Raw genomic sequence first — 21891 nt, 5'->3', positions numbered from 1 at the left:
AGTATCGATGGCTATACGGCTAACCATCTTCCTGTCTGAACATCCTTACACCTAAGCACCTAAACGTCTAAAAAACCATAAACATATTCCAAAAGGTAATATAGGCGGGTTATTTGTTCTTTTTAATGCTTAAGCTGCTAGCGCTATTATCCAGCCCATCAGTTGTTAAACAAATAATGCAGGAGGATGCAATGGCTATCCCACGCTCAGTACTTGACCTTATCGGCCACACCCCGCTGTTGGAGCTGACCCGTTTTGATACCGGCCCCTGCCAACTGTTTGTAAAGTTGGAAAATCAAAACCCCGGTGGATCGATTAAAGATCGTGTGGCGCTCTCAATGATTGAGCACGCTGAAAAAGAGGGTTTACTGCAACCCGGCGGAACCATCATTGAGGCCACCGCAGGCAATACCGGCCTTGGGTTAGCGTTGGTGGCGGCGTTAAAAGGTTACAAACTGCTCTTAGTGGTACCGGACAAAATGAGCCAGGAGAAAATTTTCCACCTGCGGGCATTGGGCGCACAAGTGCTACTGACCCGCTCGGATGTAGGTAAAGGGCATCCGGCTTATTATCAAGACTATGCTCTGCGCCTGGCGCAGGAAACGCCAGGTTCATTCTATATTGATCAATTCAATAATCCGGCAAACCCCGCGACACACCGGACATCAACCGGCCCGGAGCTGTGGCAACAGATGGATGGACAGGTCGATGCCATCGTGGTGGGTGTCGGTTCCAGCGGCACCCTGAGCGGCCTGAGCCAATATTTTGCTGAGGTTTCACCCACCACCGAGTTCGTACTGGCCGATCCCGCGGGATCCATTCTGGCAGATTACGTCGACAGTGCGCAGATTGGCGATGCCGGTAGCTGGCTGGTCGAAGGGATTGGTGAGGATTTTATCCCGCCGCTGAGCAACTTCTCTCAGGTAAAAAAATCTTATCGCATCGATGATGCTGAAGCCTTCAGCACCGCACGCGCGCTATTACGGGAAGAAGGGGTACTGGCAGGGTCATCTACCGGCACCCTACTGGCCGCAGCATTACGCTATTGCCGCGAGCAAACCACACCAAAGCGGGTGGTCACCTTTGTCTGCGATAGCGGCAACAAATACCTGTCCAAAATGTTCAACGATTACTGGCTCATGGAACAAGGTTTGCTGAGCAAGCCACAGCATGGCGATTTGCGCGATTTCATCACTTATCGTCATGAGGATGGCGCAACAATTTCTGTTTCACCGCAGGACACGCTGGCTGTCGCTCACGCCCGGATGCGCCTGTATGACATCTCACAGCTACCGGTGTTAGACGGCGAAAAGGTGGTCGGGTTAATCGATGAATGGGACTTGCTGAACACCGTACAAGCGGATGCCAGTCATTTCAAATTACCGGCCAGTGCCGCCATGACCCATCAAGTTAACACATTACAAAAAGAGGCTGATTACCGCTCTCTGCTGGCTACATTCAATGATGGTCATGTGGCGGTGGTGCTGGATGGAGAACGTTTCCTCGGCCTGATTACTCGCACCGATGTCCTGAATACCTGGCGTCAAAAACTGGCTTAATCTTCTCTTATTAAGGATTTTTATTATGGCAAAGTTCGATACCCTAACCGTTCATGCCGGTTATACCCCTGATAGCACCGGTGCTGTGATGCCAGCCATTTATGCAACATCCACCTTTGCACAACCCGCGCCCGGCGAACATACCGGGTATGAATATTCACGCAGCGGTAACCCGACACGTACTGCGTTGGAAAAGGCGATTGCAGAACTGGAAGGCGGTAGCCGGGGTTACGCCTTCGCCTCTGGTCTGGCGGCCTGTTCAACTGTGCTTGAGCTGCTGGATCAGGGTAGCCATATCATTGCGGTGGATGATTTATATGGCGGAACCTATCGCCTGCTGGAAAAAGTTCGTAGCCGAACGGCTGGTTTGCGGGTGACTTATGTTTCCCCTGCTGATACCGAGGCATTAGAACACGCTATATTGCCAGAAACCAAAATGATCTGGGTTGAGACACCGACCAATCCATTGCTGAAACTGGCTGACCTGGCGGCGATTGCGGCGATTGCCAAAAAGCATCAACTTATCAGTGTGGCAGATAATACTTTTGCCTCACCCTATATCCAGCGCCCGCTGGAACTGGGTTTTGATATTGTGGTGCATTCAGCCACCAAATACCTTAATGGCCATTCTGATGTGGTCGCTGGCGTCGCGGCGGTGGGCAATAACCCCGAACTGGCAGAGCAGTTAGGCTTTCTGCACAATGCGGTGGGCGGAATTTTGGATCCTTTCAGCAGCTTCCTGACGTTACGCGGACTGCGCACTTTGGCTTTGCGCATGGCGCGACATAATCACAGTGCTCAGCGGATCGCCGAGTGGCTCGAAGGGCAACCACACGTTGAAAATGTCTATTACCCAGGGCTGAAAAGCCACCCACAACATGATCTGGCATCACGGCAGATGGCGGGTTTCGGCGGCATGATTTCTGTGCGATTGAAAGGGGATGATGAATACGCCCGTGCGGTAATCAAACGCTCACATCTGTTTACGCTGGCCGAAAGTTTGGGTGGGGTAGAAAGTTTAATCAGCCAACCTTACAGTATGACTCATGCCTCCATCCCCTTAGAAACTCGGTTGAAACACGGCATTACACCACAGTTACTGCGTTTATCCGTGGGCATTGAGGATACCGAGGATCTGATTGCGGACTTGGATCAAGCACTAAACGGCTAATCCCCTGCTGGCTTGAAGTTGCCGCGTTGGTAGCGGCAACTTCAATTATTTTGGCTATCGCGTCAAACCCAAGTGGTGATAAATTTTAGCGCCGGTGAGCCAGCGATCTAACCCACCTATCGCCCAGGCTTTGTACGCCCTGAACCAAAATAACCAATATGATTAATGTGGCCACCATCACTTCATTATTAAAGCGTTGATAACCGTAGCGAATAGCTAAATCACCTAACCCACCGCCACCAATAACACCCGCCATTGATGAGAACCCCACTAGCATCACGACAGTTAAGGTAATTCCGGCCAATAAAGCGGGGAGCGCCTCCGGTAGCAAAACCTTTTGAATCACATGGCGAGCCGAGCCTCCCATCGATAAAATTGCCTCAATCCGCCCTTTATCCACTTCATCTAAGGCTGCCTCTACCACTCGGGCAAAAAACGGAATTGCACCCAACGTGATGGGTACAATAGCAGCCGTGCTACCTAATGTGGTGCCGATAATCCAGCGGGTAATTGGAATCAATGCAATCAGCAACACCACAAAGGGCATTGAGCGCCCCAGATTAACAATGGCACCTATTAAAGTATTCAAGCGCGGGGCAGGCAAAATCCCATTGGGGCGCGAAATAAATAATAAAACACCGAGTGGTAAGCCAATCAGCACGGTGAAAAAGGTGGCAATCACCACCATATAAATGGTTTCACCGGTTGCATTGGTGACCAGTGCCAGCAGATCCTGCCAACTCATGCCGCTGTTCATATCAGTTCTGCCCTCACGCCACGCTCATTAAGAAATTGTAAGACCTCAGCTAAATTCAACCCGCCATCTGGGTGGCTGAAATCAACCTGCAAGCGCCCAACCCGCTGACCACCAATCGATTCCACCCCACCGCCAAGTAGGGTTACTCCCACCGCATGTTGCTGCGCCAACTCACTGAGCACGGGGGACGCCGATAAGGTATCGAAAAAGGTTAACTCCGCCACTGGCGCACCAGACAACGACGCCGGGCCACGGGCGGGCAATAACGAGCGCCCTAAGCGGGAATGTTTTGATGCCAGTAATTCAGCAATAGCGCCGGTTTCTACCACCCGCCCCCGCTCCAACAGTGCTGCACTATCACAGATGGATTTCACCACCTCCAACTCGTGAGTGATCAGTACGATGGTCAATCCAAGTTGGCGATTGATATCACTGAGCAATGCCAGGATCGATGCCGTGGTTTCAGGGTCCAGCGCGCTAGTCGCTTCATCAGATAACAGATATGACGGTTTGGCGGCCAGCGCTCGGGCAATTCCCACGCGCTGTTTTTGTCCGCCCGATAACTGCGAGGGGAAAGCATAAGCCTTGTCAATCAAACCAACCAAATCCAATAACTCGGCAACTCGTTGTTGGCGTTGTGGTTTGGGCATCCCAATAATTTCCAAGCCAACGGCGATGTTGTCCCATACATTACGCGAATGGAGTAAATGGAAATTTTGGAAAATCATGCCGATATTTTGCCGTTGCAGGCGCAACTCACGGTCAGAAAGTGTGGTTAATTCCCGGCCATCCACTTGAATACGGCCCGAAGTGGGCCGTTCCAGTAGGTTTAAACAACGGATTAAGGTACTTTTACCCGCCCCGCTGCGGCCAATAATGCCGAACACCGAGCCTGTTGGGATCTCAAGCGAGACATCCTCCAGGGCCACCATTGGCAGCCCTCCTTGCGGATAGGTTTTACTCAGGCGTTCGATGCTAATCATGATTTAACGCCTGCCACAGGGATAACTGAACCGGCGTATTTCTCAGTGATAAATTTTGCCACTTCGGGTGACTGCAAGTCTTTCGCCAATTGTTTGATCCGTGGATCACTGGCCAGCGCTGGCGTGGTAACCAGAATATTGGCATAAGGGTTACCGGCTGCTTTCTCCAGCCCTAATGCATCTTTCGCCGGATTAAGCCCTGCTTCCAGCGCATAGTTACCATTAATCACTGCTAAATCAACATCATCCAATGAGCGAGGAATTTGTGGTGATTCAATTTCTAAAATTTTCAGATGCTTTGGATTGTCCGCAATATCCTTCGGCGTCGCCTGATTTTTAGCCGGATCGGCAAAGCCCGGTTTCAAGGTAATCAACCCCTGATCTTTCAGTAAATAGAGCGCACGGCTGAGGTTAGTCACGTTATTCGGCACTGCCACCGTGCCATTTTGCGGAACATCAGCAAAGGTTTTATGTTTGTGGGAATAGACGCCAAGTGGCTCAATATGCACCGTTGCGGCCACAGCAAATTTTTGCCCCAGCGCCTGCTCCTGCGAATGTAGATAAGGCACATGCTGGAAATAGTTGGCATCAACATCACCGTGAGCCAGCAACTCATTCGAGTTCACCCCATTAGGGATCTCAATGACTTTCAGGTTCAGAGAGGGATCGAGTTTTTGCACAAATTGCAGAATTTCCGCATGAGGCACCGGATCGGCGGCGACCCGCAGCGCTTCGGCTGCCTGCGCCGATAAACTAAAAGAAGACACCAATGCGGTCAGCAAGGCGGTACTAATCAGGCCAGAAATACGTGTTTTAGTCATTATCATCATCCCAAAAATAAAGTTTTTAATTCAAGCTACCCAAAAAATCAGTGCTGTGGATAGATTGCCAGCAGACGATCCGCGATGAACTTCTCCAATCCCTACAGTTTCAGTTGCGCAGGGTAGTAACGCTCGGCAACATCGGGATGAGAGCGCAAACGGCCCTTGAGATAATTAAGCCCAACATCACGAAACAGCGGGTTGTCTGGGTCGCTGGCTGGCCCACGCGCTTGCGCCACCAGATCTGCGGGCAGTTGATACAACGGAACCACCGCATCCAGACGCGCACCAAGGAAGAAGGCAATGGACAAGCGGTCAGTACCGGCCGGGGGGGTTTCCACCCGATGAACCGTGGCGCGCAGATAACCATTACTGGCCAGCTCCAGCAGTTCCCCGATATTGACCACAAAGGTGCCGGGTTGTGGTGCGGCATCAATCCAGCGCCCTTCCTCTACCTCCACCTGCAAACCGCGTTGCTTGTCTTGTAATAAGAAACTGAGGAAACCGGAGTCTTTATGCGCACCGACACCCTGCCCGCTTTGTGTGGTTTCACGCCCTGGATAGCGAATCAACTTGATATGTTCATTAGGTTGATCGCCATACAACTCATCAAATGCATGTTCATCCAGTTCCAATGCCAGCGCGAAAGCCCGCAGCAAGCACAGTGCCATTCCGGTCATTTCCCGCTGCCATTGCAGTAGTGTTGGTTTTAATTCCGGCAATGCCGCTGGCCATTGGTTTGGGCCTTGCAGCCGCGCCCAACTTGGCGTATCTGGCGTTTGCGGTAATGGTGCTCTTTCCGCACCAATATCGAACTGCTCGCGCCAATCCGGTAGGCCTCGCGTTAACTCAGAAGCCGCGCGGTTATAGCCACGGAAATGCGGAGAGCGCACCATGGCCACCGCCAGTTTGTCTTCATCAGGCAGGGCAAAAAACTCACGGGATAACGTTTGGATTTTTTGTAATAACGTGGGGTCTATGCCATGTCCGGTGAGATAAAAGAATCCAATATCTCGTGCGGCATGGCGTAAAGCGACTAAGAATGCCTGGCGTTCAGTTTCACTGCCATTAAGCAGAGAAAGATCCAATAGTGGTAATGTGTCGGCAGATAATCGGCTAACTGCCGATGGATTAGCTAATAATGGGTTGCTTAGTGTTTGATGACTCATGTTTCACTCCAGGATTTTCAATCGGTTGTTTTTTTTGCTCAGAACCAATGAAAACTGGACAACCATATAAACGAATAATCAGCATAATCAGCTCCTGGGCTGTGGGGTGAAAGCAGACAGACGACAACACTCTTTCTTTAGCCATCAGGCGTTTAGTGACAAACCGCGTTAATAACCTGTCGTGTTAAGGATAAAAAGCAGTTTTAAGAGCGTTCTCGACTAGATACTTAACAATCTATATCCAAACGATATAAATAATTAACACCGAAACTCAGTAACTCACCAATACCAATCCGTTCTATGTTATTTCTTTCATTACTGATACCAATGCCGCACCACCGCCTTGTGATATTGAGTATCAGAGTCATTACTTTGTCTTAATATTCAGATAATCTGCCGCCCATAAGTGTATAGGGGTGAGCTAACAACCCTGTGGCACGAAGTAAGCTTCCATGTTTTGCTATAAAGTATTAGCTTAACGCTTGATACCCTTTTTCCCGTTGGGGAGTTGCAGATGTCCGGCACATGCACTGTTAGGTTTCACTTCACTCCTTTTGTCCGCCTGGAGGTGACTTAATGGACTTAGCCTTGTTTGATCTCGATGAAACGCTGATCAGCGATGATAGTTCTGGCCTTTGGCTCCGTTGGCTGGTTGATAAGGGGTTGGCCCCCAGCGAACTGGCAGAACAAGAACAGTATTTGATGAAACAGTACTATCAGGGGCAACTGTCGATGTCCTGTTATATGGAGTCGACCTTGTCGCCTTTGATAGGCAAGCATACGGCTGAAGTTGCTGGCTGGGTTGAGCGTTTTATCGAGCGTGACATTCTGCCTCGGATTTATCCGCAAGCCAGGAAACTACTGGCCTGGCACCGTGATCGCGGGGATTATATTGTGATTATTTCAGCCACTGGCGAACACTTAGTAACCCCGATTGCGCAGCATTTCGCGGCCAATGCGGCATTATCTATCGGTGTTGCGGTGGAAAATAACCGCTATACCGGCAAGACCTATGGCACGCTGACTTACCGTGAAGGCAAAGTAGAACGGTTAAAACAGTGGCTTATGGCGTCACCTGAGTTAGATTTTCAGCATACCTACGGCTACAGCGACTCAATTAATGACAAACCGCTGCTGGAATATGTCGATCGTGCGGCGGTGATTAATCCCGGTACTGAATTAGTGGATTTGGCGATTCTGCATGACTGGGATATCCACCATTGGCAACGGCGTTAAATACCTTTGCTCTGAGTGGATTGGTAGATAAAAATCAAATAAATAGAGGGGATTATATGTTGACTGTTTGGGGCAGGAATAACTCGACCAATGTCAAAAAAGTACTTTGGTGTTTGGAGGAACTGGGCATTAGCTATCAGCGTATTGATGTCGGCGGGCAATATGGCAAGCTAAACGATCCCCTTTATCGTTCAATGAATCCAAATGGTCTGATCCCTTGCCTGCAAGATGATGATTTCATCTTGTGGGAATCCAATACTATTGTCCGCTATTTGGCCGCACAATATGGCGATGGAACACTCTATTTACCTGATGCGCGGTTACGTGCAAGCGCAGAGAAGTGGATGGATTGGGCCACCTCCAGCATGGCGGAGCCGTTTAAAGCCGTGTTTATCGGGTTGGTACGCACACCACCAGAACAGCAGGATAAAGTGAAAATTGCCCAAGGTATGACACAACTCAATACCCTGATGGCGATTGCCGATCAAGCGCTTGAGAAACAAGCCTATCTGTCTGGTGATAAATTCGGTATCGGGGATATCCCGTTGGGATGCCTGGCCTATGCCTGGTTTAACCTGTCTATCGAGCGCCCACCACTGCCGAACGTGGAACGTTGGTATCACAGTGTGTCACAACGCGCCGCATTCCAAAAAGTGATTGATATTGGTTTGAGTTAATTATGCAGGAGGGGCCTCAAAAGGCGCCTTAATCCCGAATCACTTACTCAATCAAGTGATTCGGGTGAGTGAACGTTGCTAACAACCCTGTGGCTTCAAGGACAAAGGGAGTACCCAAAGTCATTGGAGTCACAGGTAGGCAGCAAGTGAATGACAAATCGGTCGGGAACCGATTTGAACAGCATTCATGCTAGCCCGCAGGGTGAGCCTCAAGGAGGCGGCTCATTAATCCCGAATCACTTACGCAGTCAAGTGATTCGGGTGAGTGAACGCTGCTAACAACCCTGTGGCTTCAAGGACAAAGGGAGATTAGAAATCGTAGCTGGCACCAACCATATAACGACGCCCATCCAGCACTTTATCGTTAACTTCGATATCCACTCGTTTATCTAGTACGTTATACACCCCGCCCATCAAACGGAACTCTTTGGTTAGTTGATAGTTAGCCCCTAAATCGACAAAAGTATAGGATGGTGTGCTCGCTCCCATACTGGTGCGGCTGAGGTACTCTGAGGTTTTGCCACGGTAGTTGGCACGTATCCAGGTAGCCAGTTCTTCGCTTGTTTGCCAGTTGAGTGTACCGTTCAACATGTGCTTAGGCATCTGGTTCAACGGCTGACCAGAGAATTGCCCGCTTTTCTGTTCAGATTGTGTGAAGGTGTAGTTAGATGTCAGTGACCAGGCTTTATTGATTTCCCAACCGAAGGTCGCTTCCACACCTCGGGTCATGGCTTTATCCACGTTGGTACGATCACTAATAAATTTATAGTTGGTACCATTGATCATACATTGGCCGGATGCATTGCCCGTGGTATCGGTACAACGGCGCACCTCGGTGATTTTATCTTTAAAATCAGTATTAAACAGTGTAACACCGGCATTCATACCGCCCTGATCATCCCACAGCACGCCAATTTCCTGGCTGAGACTTCTTTCTGGTTTCAGGTTGGCGTTGCCGATAATGATGGCCGGATCGCCACGGCCCCCGGTGATTTGCCCCCAGTTTTCTGTTGCCTGGCGCAAATCAGGTGAGCGATAACCACCGGATACCCCGCCCTTTAATGTCCATTGTTCGGCCAAATGCCAGACACCGTATAACCGTGGTGTCCAGTGAGTACCGTAGTTTTCGTCCTGATCCATACGGACACCGCCGGTCAACGCGAAATCATTGGTCATCTGCCATTCGTCTTCAGCAAATAACGCCCAACTCCAGCGAGTTAATTTAGTCAAATCTTTGGCGGAGGCTAATTGGTTACCTTTGTCGCTCAACTCTTCATAGCGATACTGACCGCCAAGAATTAAGGTATGGCTATCGAACAGGAATGAGGTTTGGCTATTAAAAAGATTATCAACACTCTTCATGTTACGCGATGGGTTACGGGTTTCATCTCGCTGAACATAACTGGTGGAATTACCGAAATCATAATAACCGTGGTGGGTAACTGCATAATTATTACGGTCATATTGCACATCACTGCTTTTACCGTTTAAGGCGACTGAACGCCCGGCAGTTGAGTTTCTGTCCTGCACATAATGGCCGATATCAAAATCAAACTCGTTTTGATCATCAGGGGTCAATGTAAATGTCGCCGCACCGTTTCTCAGGCGCTGCTCATTGTAGCCATCGACTATCTTATCTTCGCTACGATGCGAGAGAAGCCCGCTAACTTTTAATCCCAGCAAGCCATCAATTAATGGGCCAGAAGCGTAAGCATTAGTCTGATATATATCGCCAGAGTCTGAATTTTCCTGCAAGGTGGCATCTGCGCGCACCGTGCCATGCCACGCTTTACCCACCTTACGGGTAATAACGTTGATCACCCCCCCCATGGCATCCGAACCATATAATGAGGACATTGGGCCACGTACAACTTCAATGCGCTCAATGGCGGCAAGCGGTGGCAGCCAGCCTTGCTCAATACCGGAACCGTCGCTGTTAGGGCGAGTGCCACGGGTATCAACACGTTTACCATCCACCAGAATCAGGGTGTATTTAGCAGACATACCACGAATACTGATATCACTGTGGCTACCACCACCGGTTACAACAACGCCGGGAACATCTTTCAACGCATCGGTAATATCACTGTAGGCTTTATTTTCAATCTGCTCACGAGTAACCACAGAAATAGACGCCGCAGAGTCTTGGATACGTTGTTGAAAGCCTGATGCCGTAACAACCATCGTGTCAGTTGTCGTGGGGCTTTTTGTTTCAGCGGCAGATGCCTGAGATGAGATAATTGCAGCTATCACTAATGCCGCACTGTGAGATTTTCTAAAACCCTTATTAACCTTAACCATTACACGATCTCCATGAGGTGTAAATTTATCCACAACCTTTTCCGCCAGCGATTTTTACTTGCAGTAATGCCGCCTGGCGGGCAGGTGAAAATTTATTTTTATAAATGTCGGCAATAGCTCACTACAGCAGAAATATCGCTTCCGGCTCTTTCTGCCGAATTATTATTTTATGAAACCTGTTACAACCAAAATATATCCAAGTAGTTAGCGTCACGGATAAATCGCGCCCTTCAGTGCTCACATAAGTAAGTGAATCAGGTGAACGAACATCGCTAACAACCCATGGCTTAAAGTACCAAGCCTATATTATTACCGGTAACATCGGCCTTGTTGCCTTTACCAGCACAGCCAAAGCACGATGACCTGTCGTTAGTGTGCAGCCTGGCAACAGGCTGATACTTAAGCCTTTGTCCATACTCCGTGACAACAATTGCACCCTCATCCCCTAACTCTTCCTTGTAAGATGGCGCTAACAATAAAACAAATGATAATACTTATCAATAAGATTACGATAAGCAATTCAATATAATTCGATGTAAATGCTTATTTTATAATATTATTTAATCAATAAGCCTGATTACCACTTCCACTCAGAAGGAGAATAAAGGGAAATTAGCGAAATTACCTGCTCAAATAATAACCAATCCACAACCAAAAAAAAGGGCGATAAGATTATCGCCCTGCCATCACTATGGCTTAATTTCGACTGCGACTAAAAGCTAGTCAGAAGTCATCACCGGTTTTGTCGGCTCAAGATTATCTTCACTGTCATCACGCCATTTCGGGAATTCCATCTCTTGGTATTTGATAACCTTAGTACCACGACTCAATTTATAGCCGAACCAAATCACCAGGAATAATGGAATACCAATATAGGTTGCAGTCACGCCATACCAATCAATGCGGTCTTGTAGGAAGGCCTGATAATTCTGCCCTAAGGTAATAATCAAGCACAGTACGAAGGCAAAAATTGGCCCTATTGGGAAGAAACCGGACTGATACGGTAAGTCGTTCAAGTCACGGCCTTGCATCATATAACCACGGCGGAAACGGTAATGGCTGATAGCAATGCCCAACCAAGCGATAAAGCCTGTCATACCTGACGTATTAAGTAACCACAGATACACGGTCTGGTTACCAAACATTGAACTTAGGAAGCACAATCCAGCAACTACCGTGGTGGCATACAGTGCATTACGTGGCACTCCCCCCTTAGACAGCTTGGCAAAGATACGTGGCGCTTTACCTTCTGAAGCCAGAGTAAACAGCATACGGGTTGAGGCATACATCCCCGAATTACCGGCTGACAAAACGGCCGTCAGGATAACCGCATTCATTACTGCTGCCGCTGACAACAAACCTGCATTCTGGAATACCAGCGTGAATGGGCTAACACTGATATCTTTAACATCATTGCGTAACAGACTTGGATCGGTATACGGAATAATCAGGCTGATAATCAAAATGGCAAAGATATAGAACAGCAGAATACGCCAGAACACCTTGCGCACTGCACGCGGAATATTTTTGCCTGGATCTTTTGATTCACCAGCCGCAATACCGATCAGTTCAGTGCCCTGGAAGGAGAAACCAACAATCATTGCCACACCAATCATCGCCGAGAAGCCACCCGCAAAGGGGGCATCGCCGATGGTCCAGTTGTGCCAACCTGCACTCTCACCGCCTTTCATAATGCCGCTAATCATCATTACACCAATAATGATGAAAATAATGACCGTGGTGACTTTAATCAGTGAGAACCAGTACTCCGCTTCACCAAAGCCTTTTACTGATATGTAGTTCAGTAAAAACATCAGGGCGAGGAACAGCGCACTCCAGATCCAGCCGGGAGCGTCTGGGAACCAGTAATTCATTACCAATTGTGCCGCGACCAAGTCAACAGCGATAGTAACGGCCCAGTTATACCAGTAGTTCCAACCAAGGGCGAAGCCGAAGCCTTCCTCAACGTATTTGGAACCGTATGTTGAGAATGAGCCTGATACCGGCATAAACGCCGCCAGTTCACCAAGACTGGTCATCAGGAAATAAACCATCAGGCCAATCAATGCATAGGAGAGCAATGCTCCACCTGGGCCTGCTTGCGATACCGTTGCCCCGGAGGCAACAAACAAACCGGTACCAATAGATCCACCGATAGCAATCATGGCTAAATGCCGTGATTTAAGCTCCCGGCGTAAACGCTGCGCACCCTGCTGCACTGGGATTTTAGTATTTTGCTGAGTCATTCTTACCCTAATCCACCCTTAAAAAATAAGGCGGGATTGTAACAAATCCCACCGACTCGGATAGTAACAATGCGCTGATATAAGATACCTTCATGATCCCGGTGCAATTATTAGCAAAAGCTCATTCGCCAGTAAAAGCCTCGCCCTATCGGATATTCTTGCCGCAATAGCCAATATCATTGGTGCAAAACGCTTAAAATCCTTCTCCCTACAGGGGTAACTCGCTCTCGGCTAATGCTGCGGTTCAGACCTCTTCCTGGCAGTAGCTGAGAAAGCGTTGCAAGGCGTTAGAGATATGTTTTTGCCGATGATGAATCAGATATAAGGTGCGTATCAGTGGCGGCAAAGGAATATTGAGTGCGATCAGTTCACCGCTAGCCAGTTGATCGGCAATCACCCGGCGCGACAAGCAACTGATCCCCATGCCATAACGCACCGCCCGCTTAATCGCCTCTGAATTCCCCAGCTCCATGACCAATTTGAAATGTGGTAATTTCGCCAACAGTAAGTGATCGAGCACTTCGCGGGTGCCAGAACCGCGCTCTCGTAGGATCCAAGCCGCATCGGCCAGTTCTTCCAATGCCAGCATTTTGTGGCATAGCGGATTATCCGGGGCCGCAAACACCACCAACTCATCCTGTTGCCAGGCTTTGGTCATCAGTTCCGGCATATGGCACGGCCCTTCAATCAGCCCCAGATCACCACGAAAATCTGCCACTGCTTCAATCACATCCTGACTATTACCAATATTCAATTCCAACGGTGTGTCAGGAAAATCACGCCGGTATTTAGCAATCATGCCCGGTAGCATATAGTTGCCAATAGTGCTGCTAGCAGCAATCCGCAACGCGCCTAAGTCTTGCAAAAAAAGTTGTTCTATTTCAATTGCCTGATCCAGCAATGCCAATGCTTTGGGATAAAGCAACCGCCCATGCTCATTGGTGACTAAACGCTTACCGACCCTATCAAACAGTTGCACCCTCAATTGCCCTTCCAAATCCGCCAACGCAGCGCTGACTGCCGATTGTGAAAGCGCGAGCACAACCGAGGCTTGGGTCGTAGACCCGCTTTTTAGCACCTCAGTAAAGACTTCAAGTTGACGTAAGGTTATGTGCATAACGGTCTCTGTAGTAAAAAATGGAGGACGCTATCATCACTCTGTTCGTCAGTGACTGGATGAAACGAGCTGCCTAATTAGTTGTTAATACAATAACTGACGGACAAAAGTGTACCCAATAGATTTCAAGATGCAGGCGGGTAGCAAGCAAGAGAACCCTCGATGAACCTACACCAGTAAGTGATTCGAGTAAGCGAGCACAGCCAACACACCTGCAACGTGAAAGATAGCGGGTATATAGCCTCTATTACCGTATAAGACTAACACCTTTGAGCAAAATCGGGAGGTTATCGGCGGATGAAATTAAGCAGTAAGAATACTATTCATTATCATCTGAATAAAAGAATATGCGATAAATAATCGCCACTACGGCACTGATAACCGCGTTTAAAATCAACCAGATAAATAATAAATAGCTGAACGTTTGAGATAAAGGAATCCTACGTTCACTCTTGAAGGGATTAAAATGTGGCAAGGGAGCGATATGGAAAGGATTCAAGTTATATAACTTGAAAAAATAAGCGAGTAAATAAGGAGGTGTCAATAAATAAATAAGTGAGGCAATCACTAATATCACCCACAGTGACTTTTCATGTTTTACTTTCTTCATTTCACAACTGAGGTCCTTGTGTTTAGAGGGGGTAGCCATCGCCTGTTCTCATTTCCATTGCACATATCATACCAAATTTCAGCATCATTCACGCTACACCGCTGAAACACAGCGACACATCTATAAAGGCATAATCTGGCGTTGGGCGCAGTCATCATCTTCCTTACCACTTATATCGATTAATTATAAATATATAATGAATTTATCTATTATGAGTAAAACCATTAAACTGTGCGCAATCTTGGCAGAACACAGGACACAAACATGGCGACTTCTCATACTAAAGAACTCCGTCGAGCACATCAGTTCCCCCTAAGCCGCTATATTGCGGGCTTGGTGTTAACCGGCGTGATTACCGGCTTGGCACTCAACGTGGGTGATATGCCGTGGTTTATCAATATGGGATTGGGGGCACTGACGCTGGCCATTCTGTTTGGCATCGTGGTAGGTAATACCTTGTACCCGTGGGTACAACCGGCCTGCTCAGACGGTGTGGTCTTTGCCAAACAGCATTTACTGCGACTGGGTATCATTTTGTATGGCTTCCGGCTGACCTTTCAACAAGTGGCGGATGTGGGGGCTACCGGTATGGTTATTGACCTTTTAACGCTCAGTTCGACCTTTGTGCTGGCATGCTGGTTGGGTAAACGGGTATTTGGTCTGGATCAGCAAACCGTGATGTTAATTGGAGCCGGTAGCAGTATTTGTGGCGCTGCAGCCATTATGGCTACCGAGCCGGTGCTGAAAGCCGATGCCAGTAAAGTGGCGGTTGCTGTCGCTACTGTGGTGATTTTCGGCACGCTCGCCATTTTTGTCTACCCGTGGCTGTATCAACTCAACCTGCATTACCAATGGTTGCCATTTAGTCAGGAAACCTTTGGTATTTTTGCCGGTTCAACGATTCATGAGGTCGCACAAGTAGTTGCCGCCGGGCATGCCATCGGTGATCAGGCTGAAAATGCCGCCGTGATTACTAAAATGATCCGCGTGATGATGCTGGCTCCGTTCCTGTTGCTACTCTCAGCTTATTTGGCGCGTTGCAACATCAAAACCCGTAGTGAAAAACGTGAAAAAAGTGCCATCACTATTCCTTGGTTTGCGGTGATATTTATTCTGATGGCCGGTTTTAACTCACTGAATCTATTACCTGCGGCTTGGGTGAGCCATCTCATTACGCTGGACACCATATTGCTGGCGATGGCAATGGCGGCACTCGGATTGACTACACATGTGGGTTCCATCCGTCAGGCCGGTGTAAAACCATTATTATTGGCACTGCTACTGTTTGTCTGGCTGATCGTCGGTGGGACCGGCATCAATTTGCTGGTTCAGCATATCGCTGCATGAAGTATCTAACTTCAGGGCCGTTCGCGGCCCTTTTCTTTTCCTTGCGACTTCACCCATTCAATCATGACGTTATCAGTGCCATAATGGCCCGATTATCAAAGGAGAATGGAATGAAATTTGTCGGTGCACATGTCAGCGCAGCAGGTGGTGTAGATCAGGCTGTGATTCGGGCGCACGAACTTGAGGCCACTGCCTTTGCCCTGTTTACCAAGAATCAACGTCAGTGGCGTGCCGCCCCACTGGCTGAAGATGTCATAGAAAAGTTTAAACAAGCTTGCGAGCTATACGGTTATACCTCCGCTCAAATTCTGCCACATGACAGCTACCTGATTAACTTGGGTCACCCCGTCACCGACGCGCTGGATAAATCCCGCGAAGCCTTTATTGATGAGATGGCCCGCTGCCAACAACTGGGCCTGTCATTACTCAATTTCCATCCCGGTAGCCATTTACTGCAAATTGATGAAGATAAGTGTCTGGCACGTATCGCCGAATCCATCAATATGGCGCTTGATGTTAGTGAGGGGGTGACGGCCGTGATTGAAAACACCGCCGGTCAGGGCAGTAATTTGGGGTTTAAGTTTGAGCATCTGGCCGCCATCATTGATGGGGTAGAAGATAAGAGCCGCGTCGGCGTCTGCATTGATACCTGCCATGCTTTCGCTGCCGGTTATGATCTGCGCACAGAAGACGATTGCGAACATACCTTCAAACAACTTAGCAATATCGTCGGGTTCCAGTATCTGCGCGGTATGCATCTTAATGATGCGAAAAGCGAATTTAACAGCCGAGTCGATCGACACCACAGTCTCGGTGAGGGCAATATCGGTAAAACCGTCTTCAGCTATATTATGCGAGATCCCCGTTTTGATAATATCCCGCTGATTTTAGAAACGGTCAATCCTGATATTTGGGCTGAAGAGATAGCCTGGCTGAAGTCACAAGCTGAACTCACAAGCTAACGTTTAGCTGACTGGCATTTAGCCGAATCACAGTGAGTAAACATAAAAAAAACCGGCACATAAGGCCGGTTTTTTATGGGTGAAGCTTATGATGCCAGGCTTATGCCGCTTTTGCGACCACGACATCAGCGCGTTTCAACATCGCATACAGACCACCTGCCAATACCGTACCGGCAATGATTGCCACCAGATACAGCAGCACTGGATGAATTGCGCCAGGGATCAGTAACACGAACAAACCGCCGTGTGGGGCCATCAGTTGTGCACCGAATGCCATAGACAGTGCACCTGTCAGGGCACCACCAGCGATACAGCACGGCAAGACACGCATCGGATCACGGGCGGCAAACGGAATTGCCCCTTCAGAGATAAAGCACAGCCCCAGAACCAGTGCAGCCTTGCCCCCTTCCTGCTCACCTTTGTCAAACTTGTGACGTGCCAACAGTGTTGCCAGCCCCATCGCCAGCGGAGGAACCATCCCTGCGGCCATGATAGCGGCCATCGGTGCGTAAACAGAAGAACTCAGGAGTGCCACACCAAACGCATAGGCGGCTTTGTTCACCGGCCCACCCATATCGGTACACATCATGGCACCGAGGATAGCCCCCAACAACACGGCATTGGCGGTACCCATGGATTGCAGCCAGTGAGTCAGACCTGCCATGATTTTTGCCACCGGCGTACCGACCACATAAATCATAATCAAACCCACTATCAGGCTGGCAACCAGTGGAATAATCAATATCGGTTTAAGTGCTTCCATACTTTGCGGCAAGCGCAGTTTAGTGCTGATTGCTTTCGCCACATAACCGGCCAGGAAGCCGGCGATAATACCGCCGAGGAAACCCGCCCCCGTACTCACTGCCAACATACCGCCAATCAAGCCTGGGGTCAGACCCGGACGATCAGCAATTGAGAATGCAATGAAACCGGCCAGAACAGGCACCATCAACGCAAAAGCAGAACCCCCGCCTATTTGCATCAAGGCCGCAGCCAATGTGCCTTTCACTTCAAAGGCTTTAATACCGAACACAAATGACAGAGCGATACACAAGCCGCCAGCAACTACCATTGGCAACATGTAAGACACGCCCGTTAACAGGTGACGATAAGGACCACCGGTTTCTGTTTTTTTGGTGCCAGTACTGCTGCCGGTTTTTGGCTGATAAACTTCAGCTTCAACCAGTGCTTTATCCAGCTCTTGTACGGTTTTCTTCAGTGCCAAACCTGTCGTGGTGCGGTACATCGGTTTGCCAGCAAACTTATCCAAATCCACTTCAATATCTGCAGCAACAATCACCAGATCTGCCGCAGCCACTTCTTCTGGTGTAATTGCATTACCGGCACCAACGGAGCCTCGGGTTTCTACCTTCACCCACCAGCCACGTTTTTTCGCTTCACTTTCAATGGCTTCAGCAGCCATAAAGGTGTGTGCTACGCCTGTCGGGCAGGCAGTAATAGCGACAATACGTTTCGGGCCAGCCACCGTGGTAGTCGCAGGTGCGACAGCAACCGCAGCCTGATAGGGCTTAGCCTGCGCAATGGCTTGCGCCAGGAAAGCGTCAGGATCGCGCACTGCTTTTTCCACATCACCGATATAGAGTTTTTTACCGTTCAGCGCACTGTCAGCCGGGGCTGATTGCCCAGCGACGATCACCAACTCTGCATCGGCGGCATTCTCAACCCAGCTCAGTCCTGCTTTTGCCGCCGCAGCACCCAACATCAGTGTCGCAAGGTGGCCTCTGGCCTGCCCGAGCGAACTGTCTATTATTAGTAGCGTTTTCATTTCGCCTCCAGGGATTAATTAAAGGGTTTTAGGTCGACTTTTGCCATCATGGCTGCCAACTGCGGGCGATCCGTAATACCAACATTGCTCTGACTCACGGCCAAAGCAGCAACTGCTGTTGCCAGACGCAGCGTGTGTTCGCTGGACTCGCGCATTAACAAACCATAAATCAGACCACCGACCATCGAATCACCAGCACCGACGGTACTGACCACTTCGCAGGCAGGTGGTTTTGCCAACCAGGCACCCGACGCATTGACCCACAACGCCCCTTCGGCCCCGAGAGAAATCACCACATGGGCAATTCCTTGATCACGCAAAGCGTGCGCGGCATCGACCACATCACCCAATTCAGGCAATGGTCGACCCGCCCAGATTTCCAACTCACGACGATTAGGTTTCACCAACCAAGGTGAGGCTTTCAGACCTGCAACCAATGCTTCACGGCTGCTATCGAAAATAATGCACGGACATTGGCTGCGCAGGCGCTTCATCCAATCGGTAAAGTCATCAGGGTTAACGCCTTCAGGCAAGCTGCCACTGACCGCAACCATATCGAATTGCCCCAACCAGCTCAGCGAGTCAGTTACAAAACGATCCCAATCCGGTTTATTGACTTCAAAACCAGAGAAGTTGAAATCTGTCACTTCGCCATCTTTTTCCGTCAGTTTGACGTTAATACGAGTACGGCCCGGCACCACCTGAAAGCGGTTAGCGATGCCCAGTTCGCTGAATAACAGTTGAAAACCGTCTTGGTTATCTTTACCCAGGAAACCACCGACCGTGACATCAATCCCTAAGTCTTTCAGCACTTTGGCAACATTGATCCCTTTACCCGCAGCATGTAAACCGGCAGTTTTCACCAAGTTAACTTCACCGCGTTCAATTTCAGGGCAAAAACCCACCAGATCGTATGCCGGGTTCAGCGTGATAGTTGCAACTCTTCTGCTCATGCTGCACCCTCGCCCAAGCCAGCGGCGATAGCTTCACCGATAGCATCTAATGCTGCTTGTGCATCTTCACCACTGGCGGTAAAGCGCAGGCGATTGCCTTTTTTAACCCCTAAAGCCACAACTTTCATCAGACTACGTCCATTAGCGGGTTTACCCGTGCCGTCCAGATTGGTCACGGTGATTTCACTGGTAAACTGTTTGATTGTATTGACTAAAATCGTCCCTGGGCGCGCATGTAACCCGTGTTCATTGCGGATTGCAAACTCAGCGCTTAATACTTCATCCTGCTCGACATACTCACTGGTGAGCAGCGCCAACAAGGCGGCGGCATCAGCCTTCAGCAACGCGTCAGCTTTTTTCGCTAACAATAAGTCACTTAAATAATTTAATACCGACAGCGGTTGATCATCAGCCACAGAGAGCGTCAGCAACAGAGCCACTTTTTCACCATGGTGCTCAAATGCAGTGACCGGGCGGCTAACTGTGGCAGCACTGACCAAATTGCCTTCGGTACTGTCGCTCAGCCAGATACCCTGCCCCAAATTGAGTGGCTCACGGGTAATGACATCGCTAACAAAACGGGCATCTACTGCGCCGATTTGTTGCAAACGACCGGCATTCAGCGCTTGCAGCGTGATTAGATTGTCAGCCGCCACATCGACTGCGATCAGCGACGTGTCGAAATGGAATTCAGCGGCCTTTTGCTCACCCATCAGCAAACTGCGTAACTCTTCAGCCGAGGTGGTTTTCGCCAGGCGCGCGGCAACGGCATCATCACTTAAAACGTGGGTAAGTTGGCGTAACAATGACAGATGTTCATCTGAACGCGCGGCAATACCGATAACGATATAAGCCGTTTGATCCTCACCCCATGCAATACCCTGCGGGAATTGGAAAACCTGCACACCGGTGTTCAGCACCAGGTCGCGGGTATCAGTGGTACCATGTGGAATGGCAATGCCATTACCCAGATAAGTCGAGGTTTGCTGCTCGCGGGCCAGCATGCCATCAACATAAGCGGCGGCAACACAACCGGCCTGAGTGAGCGCAGCGGCAACCTGAGTGATAGCTTCTTTTTTGCTGTCTGCCTGGGCAGCCAGATGGATATCTTGCGTAGATAACTGGAACATAAGTCTCCTCTCTTGCTGAAATTGAATCGTTTCAGCTTTAATGAGAAAAAGGAGCGTTACCCTTTATCATCTGGTGACGAGATAACGCTGAAACGTTTCAATCAGTGTGTTTCCAGCGCAGAATATATGCAAGTTTTCTGCTTCTATTCTTGATGGATTTTTGACAGCCCGCACATTTTCATGGTGAATATAACTCTGTCAGCAGTAAAACAGCCACAATAGCTGATGCTTGCTGACCTTCATTTAACAGGAGTCCGTACAATGTCCGTTGCAGTCGGTGTGGGTGTCATTATCGTTAATCAGCAAGGTGAGGTATTACTGGGTAAGCGTTGCGGTCAGCATGCCCCTTATTGGTCGATTCCCGGTGGACATATGGAGGCTGGAGAGTCTTTTGAACAGGCGGCGAAGCGCGAAATAGCTGAAGAAACAGGCTTAAATATCAAAGAGATGAATGTTATCGCGCTGTGCAATAATATCGCCACTTGGCGTGAAGAGGGTAAACATACCGTTTCCGTTTGCTTGCTGGCACAACATACCGGCGAGCAACCAGAGCTGAAAGAGCCTGACAAGTGTCAGCAATGGCGGTGGTGCAATCCACGGGAATTGCCCGAACCCCACTTTGAAGCCAGCCGTCATGCCATCGATTTATGGTTAAATAAGCAGTTCTATTATCCCTTCAACTAAAAACTAGCGCTATACCCGTCATACTTCAAGCTGCATGTGTGTTGGCTGCCATCACTCACCCAAGTCATTGAGTTATCTCAACTCCTTGGGTTATTTCGTTGCCGCCTTCCTGTAACTTGAATTATTTAGGGTATATAACAAAGTATATAACCCTTTAATTCAGAGAGTTATTTGTGCTATAGCGCTAAAACTGACTCATACCTCGCATTTATATTCAGCAAATCTGAACTAATATCGCTAAATACCTCCAACGGGTTAGTCATCAGCACCAAATCTCCCTACAATAGACCTACTTATTTTATGGGGAAAACTTATCGCTAGTGAATAAGCGTCTGCTGGTAGATTATCTGGCTTTTTTGGCCATTAAGGCATTGGATAACGT

17 protein-coding genes are annotated in these 21891 nt (G+C 49.0%); 7 read left to right on the top strand and 10 right to left on the bottom strand.

Features of this window, described 5'->3' with window-relative positions:
- Positions 1 to 191: 191 nt before the first annotated feature.
- Together EL015_RS07935 and EL015_RS07930 are read left to right on the top strand one after the other, a co-directional pair.
- A complete protein-coding gene (locus tag EL015_RS07935) occupies positions 192 to 1559 on the top strand; it encodes a pyridoxal-phosphate dependent enzyme (protein ID WP_032907849.1) in 1368 nt (455 codons plus the stop codon).
- Between the two features lie 25 nt (positions 1560 to 1584).
- Positions 1585 to 2730, top strand: coding sequence for a trans-sulfuration enzyme family protein (locus EL015_RS07930; protein WP_005192017.1), 1146 nt, complete (start codon positions 1585 to 1587; stop codon positions 2728 to 2730).
- A gap of 85 nt (positions 2731 to 2815) precedes the next feature.
- On the opposite strand, the gene EL015_RS07925 is transcribed toward EL015_RS07930, so the two are convergent.
- The 4 genes from EL015_RS07925 to EL015_RS07910 form a co-directional block, all read right to left on the bottom strand.
- The gene (locus tag EL015_RS07925; RefSeq protein WP_032907852.1) at positions 2816 to 3487 is read right to left on the bottom strand and encodes a methionine ABC transporter permease; all 672 of its coding nucleotides are present in this window, start codon (positions 3485 to 3487) and stop codon (positions 2816 to 2818) included.
- Complete coding sequence (locus tag EL015_RS07920; RefSeq protein ID WP_032907854.1) at positions 3484 to 4470, bottom strand: methionine ABC transporter ATP-binding protein; 987 nt, start codon at positions 4468 to 4470, stop codon at positions 3484 to 3486. Before EL015_RS07920 ends, EL015_RS07925 begins: the two co-directional genes overlap by 4 nt.
- Complete coding sequence (locus tag EL015_RS07915) at positions 4467 to 5291, bottom strand: MetQ/NlpA family ABC transporter substrate-binding protein (RefSeq protein WP_032907856.1); 825 nt, start codon at positions 5289 to 5291, stop codon at positions 4467 to 4469. Before EL015_RS07915 ends, EL015_RS07920 begins: the two co-directional genes overlap by 4 nt.
- 101 nt (positions 5292 to 5392) lie before the next feature.
- A complete protein-coding gene (locus tag EL015_RS07910; protein ID WP_005192028.1) occupies positions 5393 to 6460 on the bottom strand; it encodes an isopenicillin N synthase family dioxygenase in 1068 nt (355 codons plus the stop codon).
- A 576-nt stretch (positions 6461 to 7036) separates the two neighbouring features.
- Between EL015_RS07910 and EL015_RS07905 the strand changes: the two genes are divergently transcribed.
- Together EL015_RS07905 and EL015_RS07900 are read left to right on the top strand one after the other, a co-directional pair.
- Complete coding sequence (locus tag EL015_RS07905; protein WP_005192032.1) at positions 7037 to 7696, top strand: HAD family hydrolase; 660 nt, start codon at positions 7037 to 7039, stop codon at positions 7694 to 7696.
- Positions 7697 to 7752: 56 nt separating this feature from the next.
- Positions 7753 to 8373, top strand: a complete 621-nt coding sequence (locus tag EL015_RS07900; protein ID WP_005192033.1) for a glutathione S-transferase — start codon at positions 7753 to 7755, stop codon at positions 8371 to 8373.
- Between the two features lie 309 nt (positions 8374 to 8682).
- Here EL015_RS07900 and EL015_RS07895 read toward each other — a convergent pair whose 3' ends face one another.
- From EL015_RS07895 to yieE, 3 genes are all read right to left on the bottom strand, one after another.
- Positions 8683 to 10674 (bottom strand): ligand-gated channel protein, encoded by a 1992-nt coding sequence (locus EL015_RS07895; protein WP_005192034.1) that lies wholly within the window; start codon positions 10672 to 10674, stop codon positions 8683 to 8685.
- Positions 10675 to 11393: 719 nt separating this feature from the next.
- Positions 11394 to 12920 (bottom strand): amino acid permease, encoded by a 1527-nt coding sequence (locus EL015_RS07890; protein ID WP_005192036.1) that lies wholly within the window; start codon positions 12918 to 12920, stop codon positions 11394 to 11396.
- A gap of 244 nt (positions 12921 to 13164) precedes the next feature.
- A complete protein-coding gene (gene yieE, locus EL015_RS07885) occupies positions 13165 to 14037 on the bottom strand; it encodes a DNA-binding transcriptional regulator YeiE (protein ID WP_005192038.1) in 873 nt (290 codons plus the stop codon).
- An 874-nt stretch (positions 14038 to 14911) separates the two neighbouring features.
- Between yieE and EL015_RS07875 the strand changes: the two genes are divergently transcribed.
- Positions 14912 to 15994 (top strand): YeiH family protein, encoded by a 1083-nt coding sequence (locus EL015_RS07875; protein WP_032907858.1) that lies wholly within the window; start codon positions 14912 to 14914, stop codon positions 15992 to 15994.
- Positions 15995 to 16104: 110 nt separating this feature from the next.
- Positions 16105 to 16956, top strand: a complete 852-nt coding sequence (nfo, locus tag EL015_RS07870) for a deoxyribonuclease IV (protein WP_005192044.1) — start codon at positions 16105 to 16107, stop codon at positions 16954 to 16956.
- Positions 16957 to 17056: 100 nt separating this feature from the next.
- Here nfo and fruA read toward each other — a convergent pair whose 3' ends face one another.
- The 3 genes from fruA to fruB are packed head-to-tail and all read right to left on the bottom strand — an operon-like array spanning position 17057 to position 20825.
- Positions 17057 to 18742: a PTS fructose transporter subunit IIBC gene (fruA, locus tag EL015_RS07865; protein ID WP_042568255.1), complete on the bottom strand. Its 1686-nt coding sequence runs from the start codon at positions 18740 to 18742 to the stop codon at positions 17057 to 17059.
- 14 nt (positions 18743 to 18756) lie between these two features.
- On the bottom strand, positions 18757 to 19695 hold the full coding sequence (gene fruK, locus EL015_RS07860) for a 1-phosphofructokinase (protein WP_032907860.1): 939 nt from the start codon (positions 19693 to 19695) through the stop codon (positions 18757 to 18759).
- A complete protein-coding gene (fruB, locus tag EL015_RS07855; RefSeq protein WP_005192062.1) occupies positions 19692 to 20825 on the bottom strand; it encodes a fused PTS fructose transporter subunit IIA/HPr protein in 1134 nt (377 codons plus the stop codon). The genes fruK and fruB overlap by 4 nt, the downstream gene beginning before the upstream one ends.
- Before the next feature lie 261 nt (positions 20826 to 21086).
- Between fruB and EL015_RS07850 the strand changes: the two genes are divergently transcribed.
- Positions 21087 to 21509, top strand: coding sequence for a nucleotide triphosphate diphosphatase NUDT15 (locus tag EL015_RS07850; RefSeq protein WP_005192070.1), 423 nt, complete (start codon positions 21087 to 21089; stop codon positions 21507 to 21509).
- Positions 21510 to 21891 lie beyond the last annotated feature (382 nt).

This window comes from Yersinia intermedia (genome assembly GCF_900635455.1).
Taxonomy (GTDB): domain Bacteria; phylum Pseudomonadota; class Gammaproteobacteria; order Enterobacterales; family Enterobacteriaceae; genus Yersinia; species Yersinia intermedia.
The sequence above is the reverse complement of the archived record's forward strand: the minus strand, read 5'-3'. Positions and strand labels throughout refer to the sequence as shown.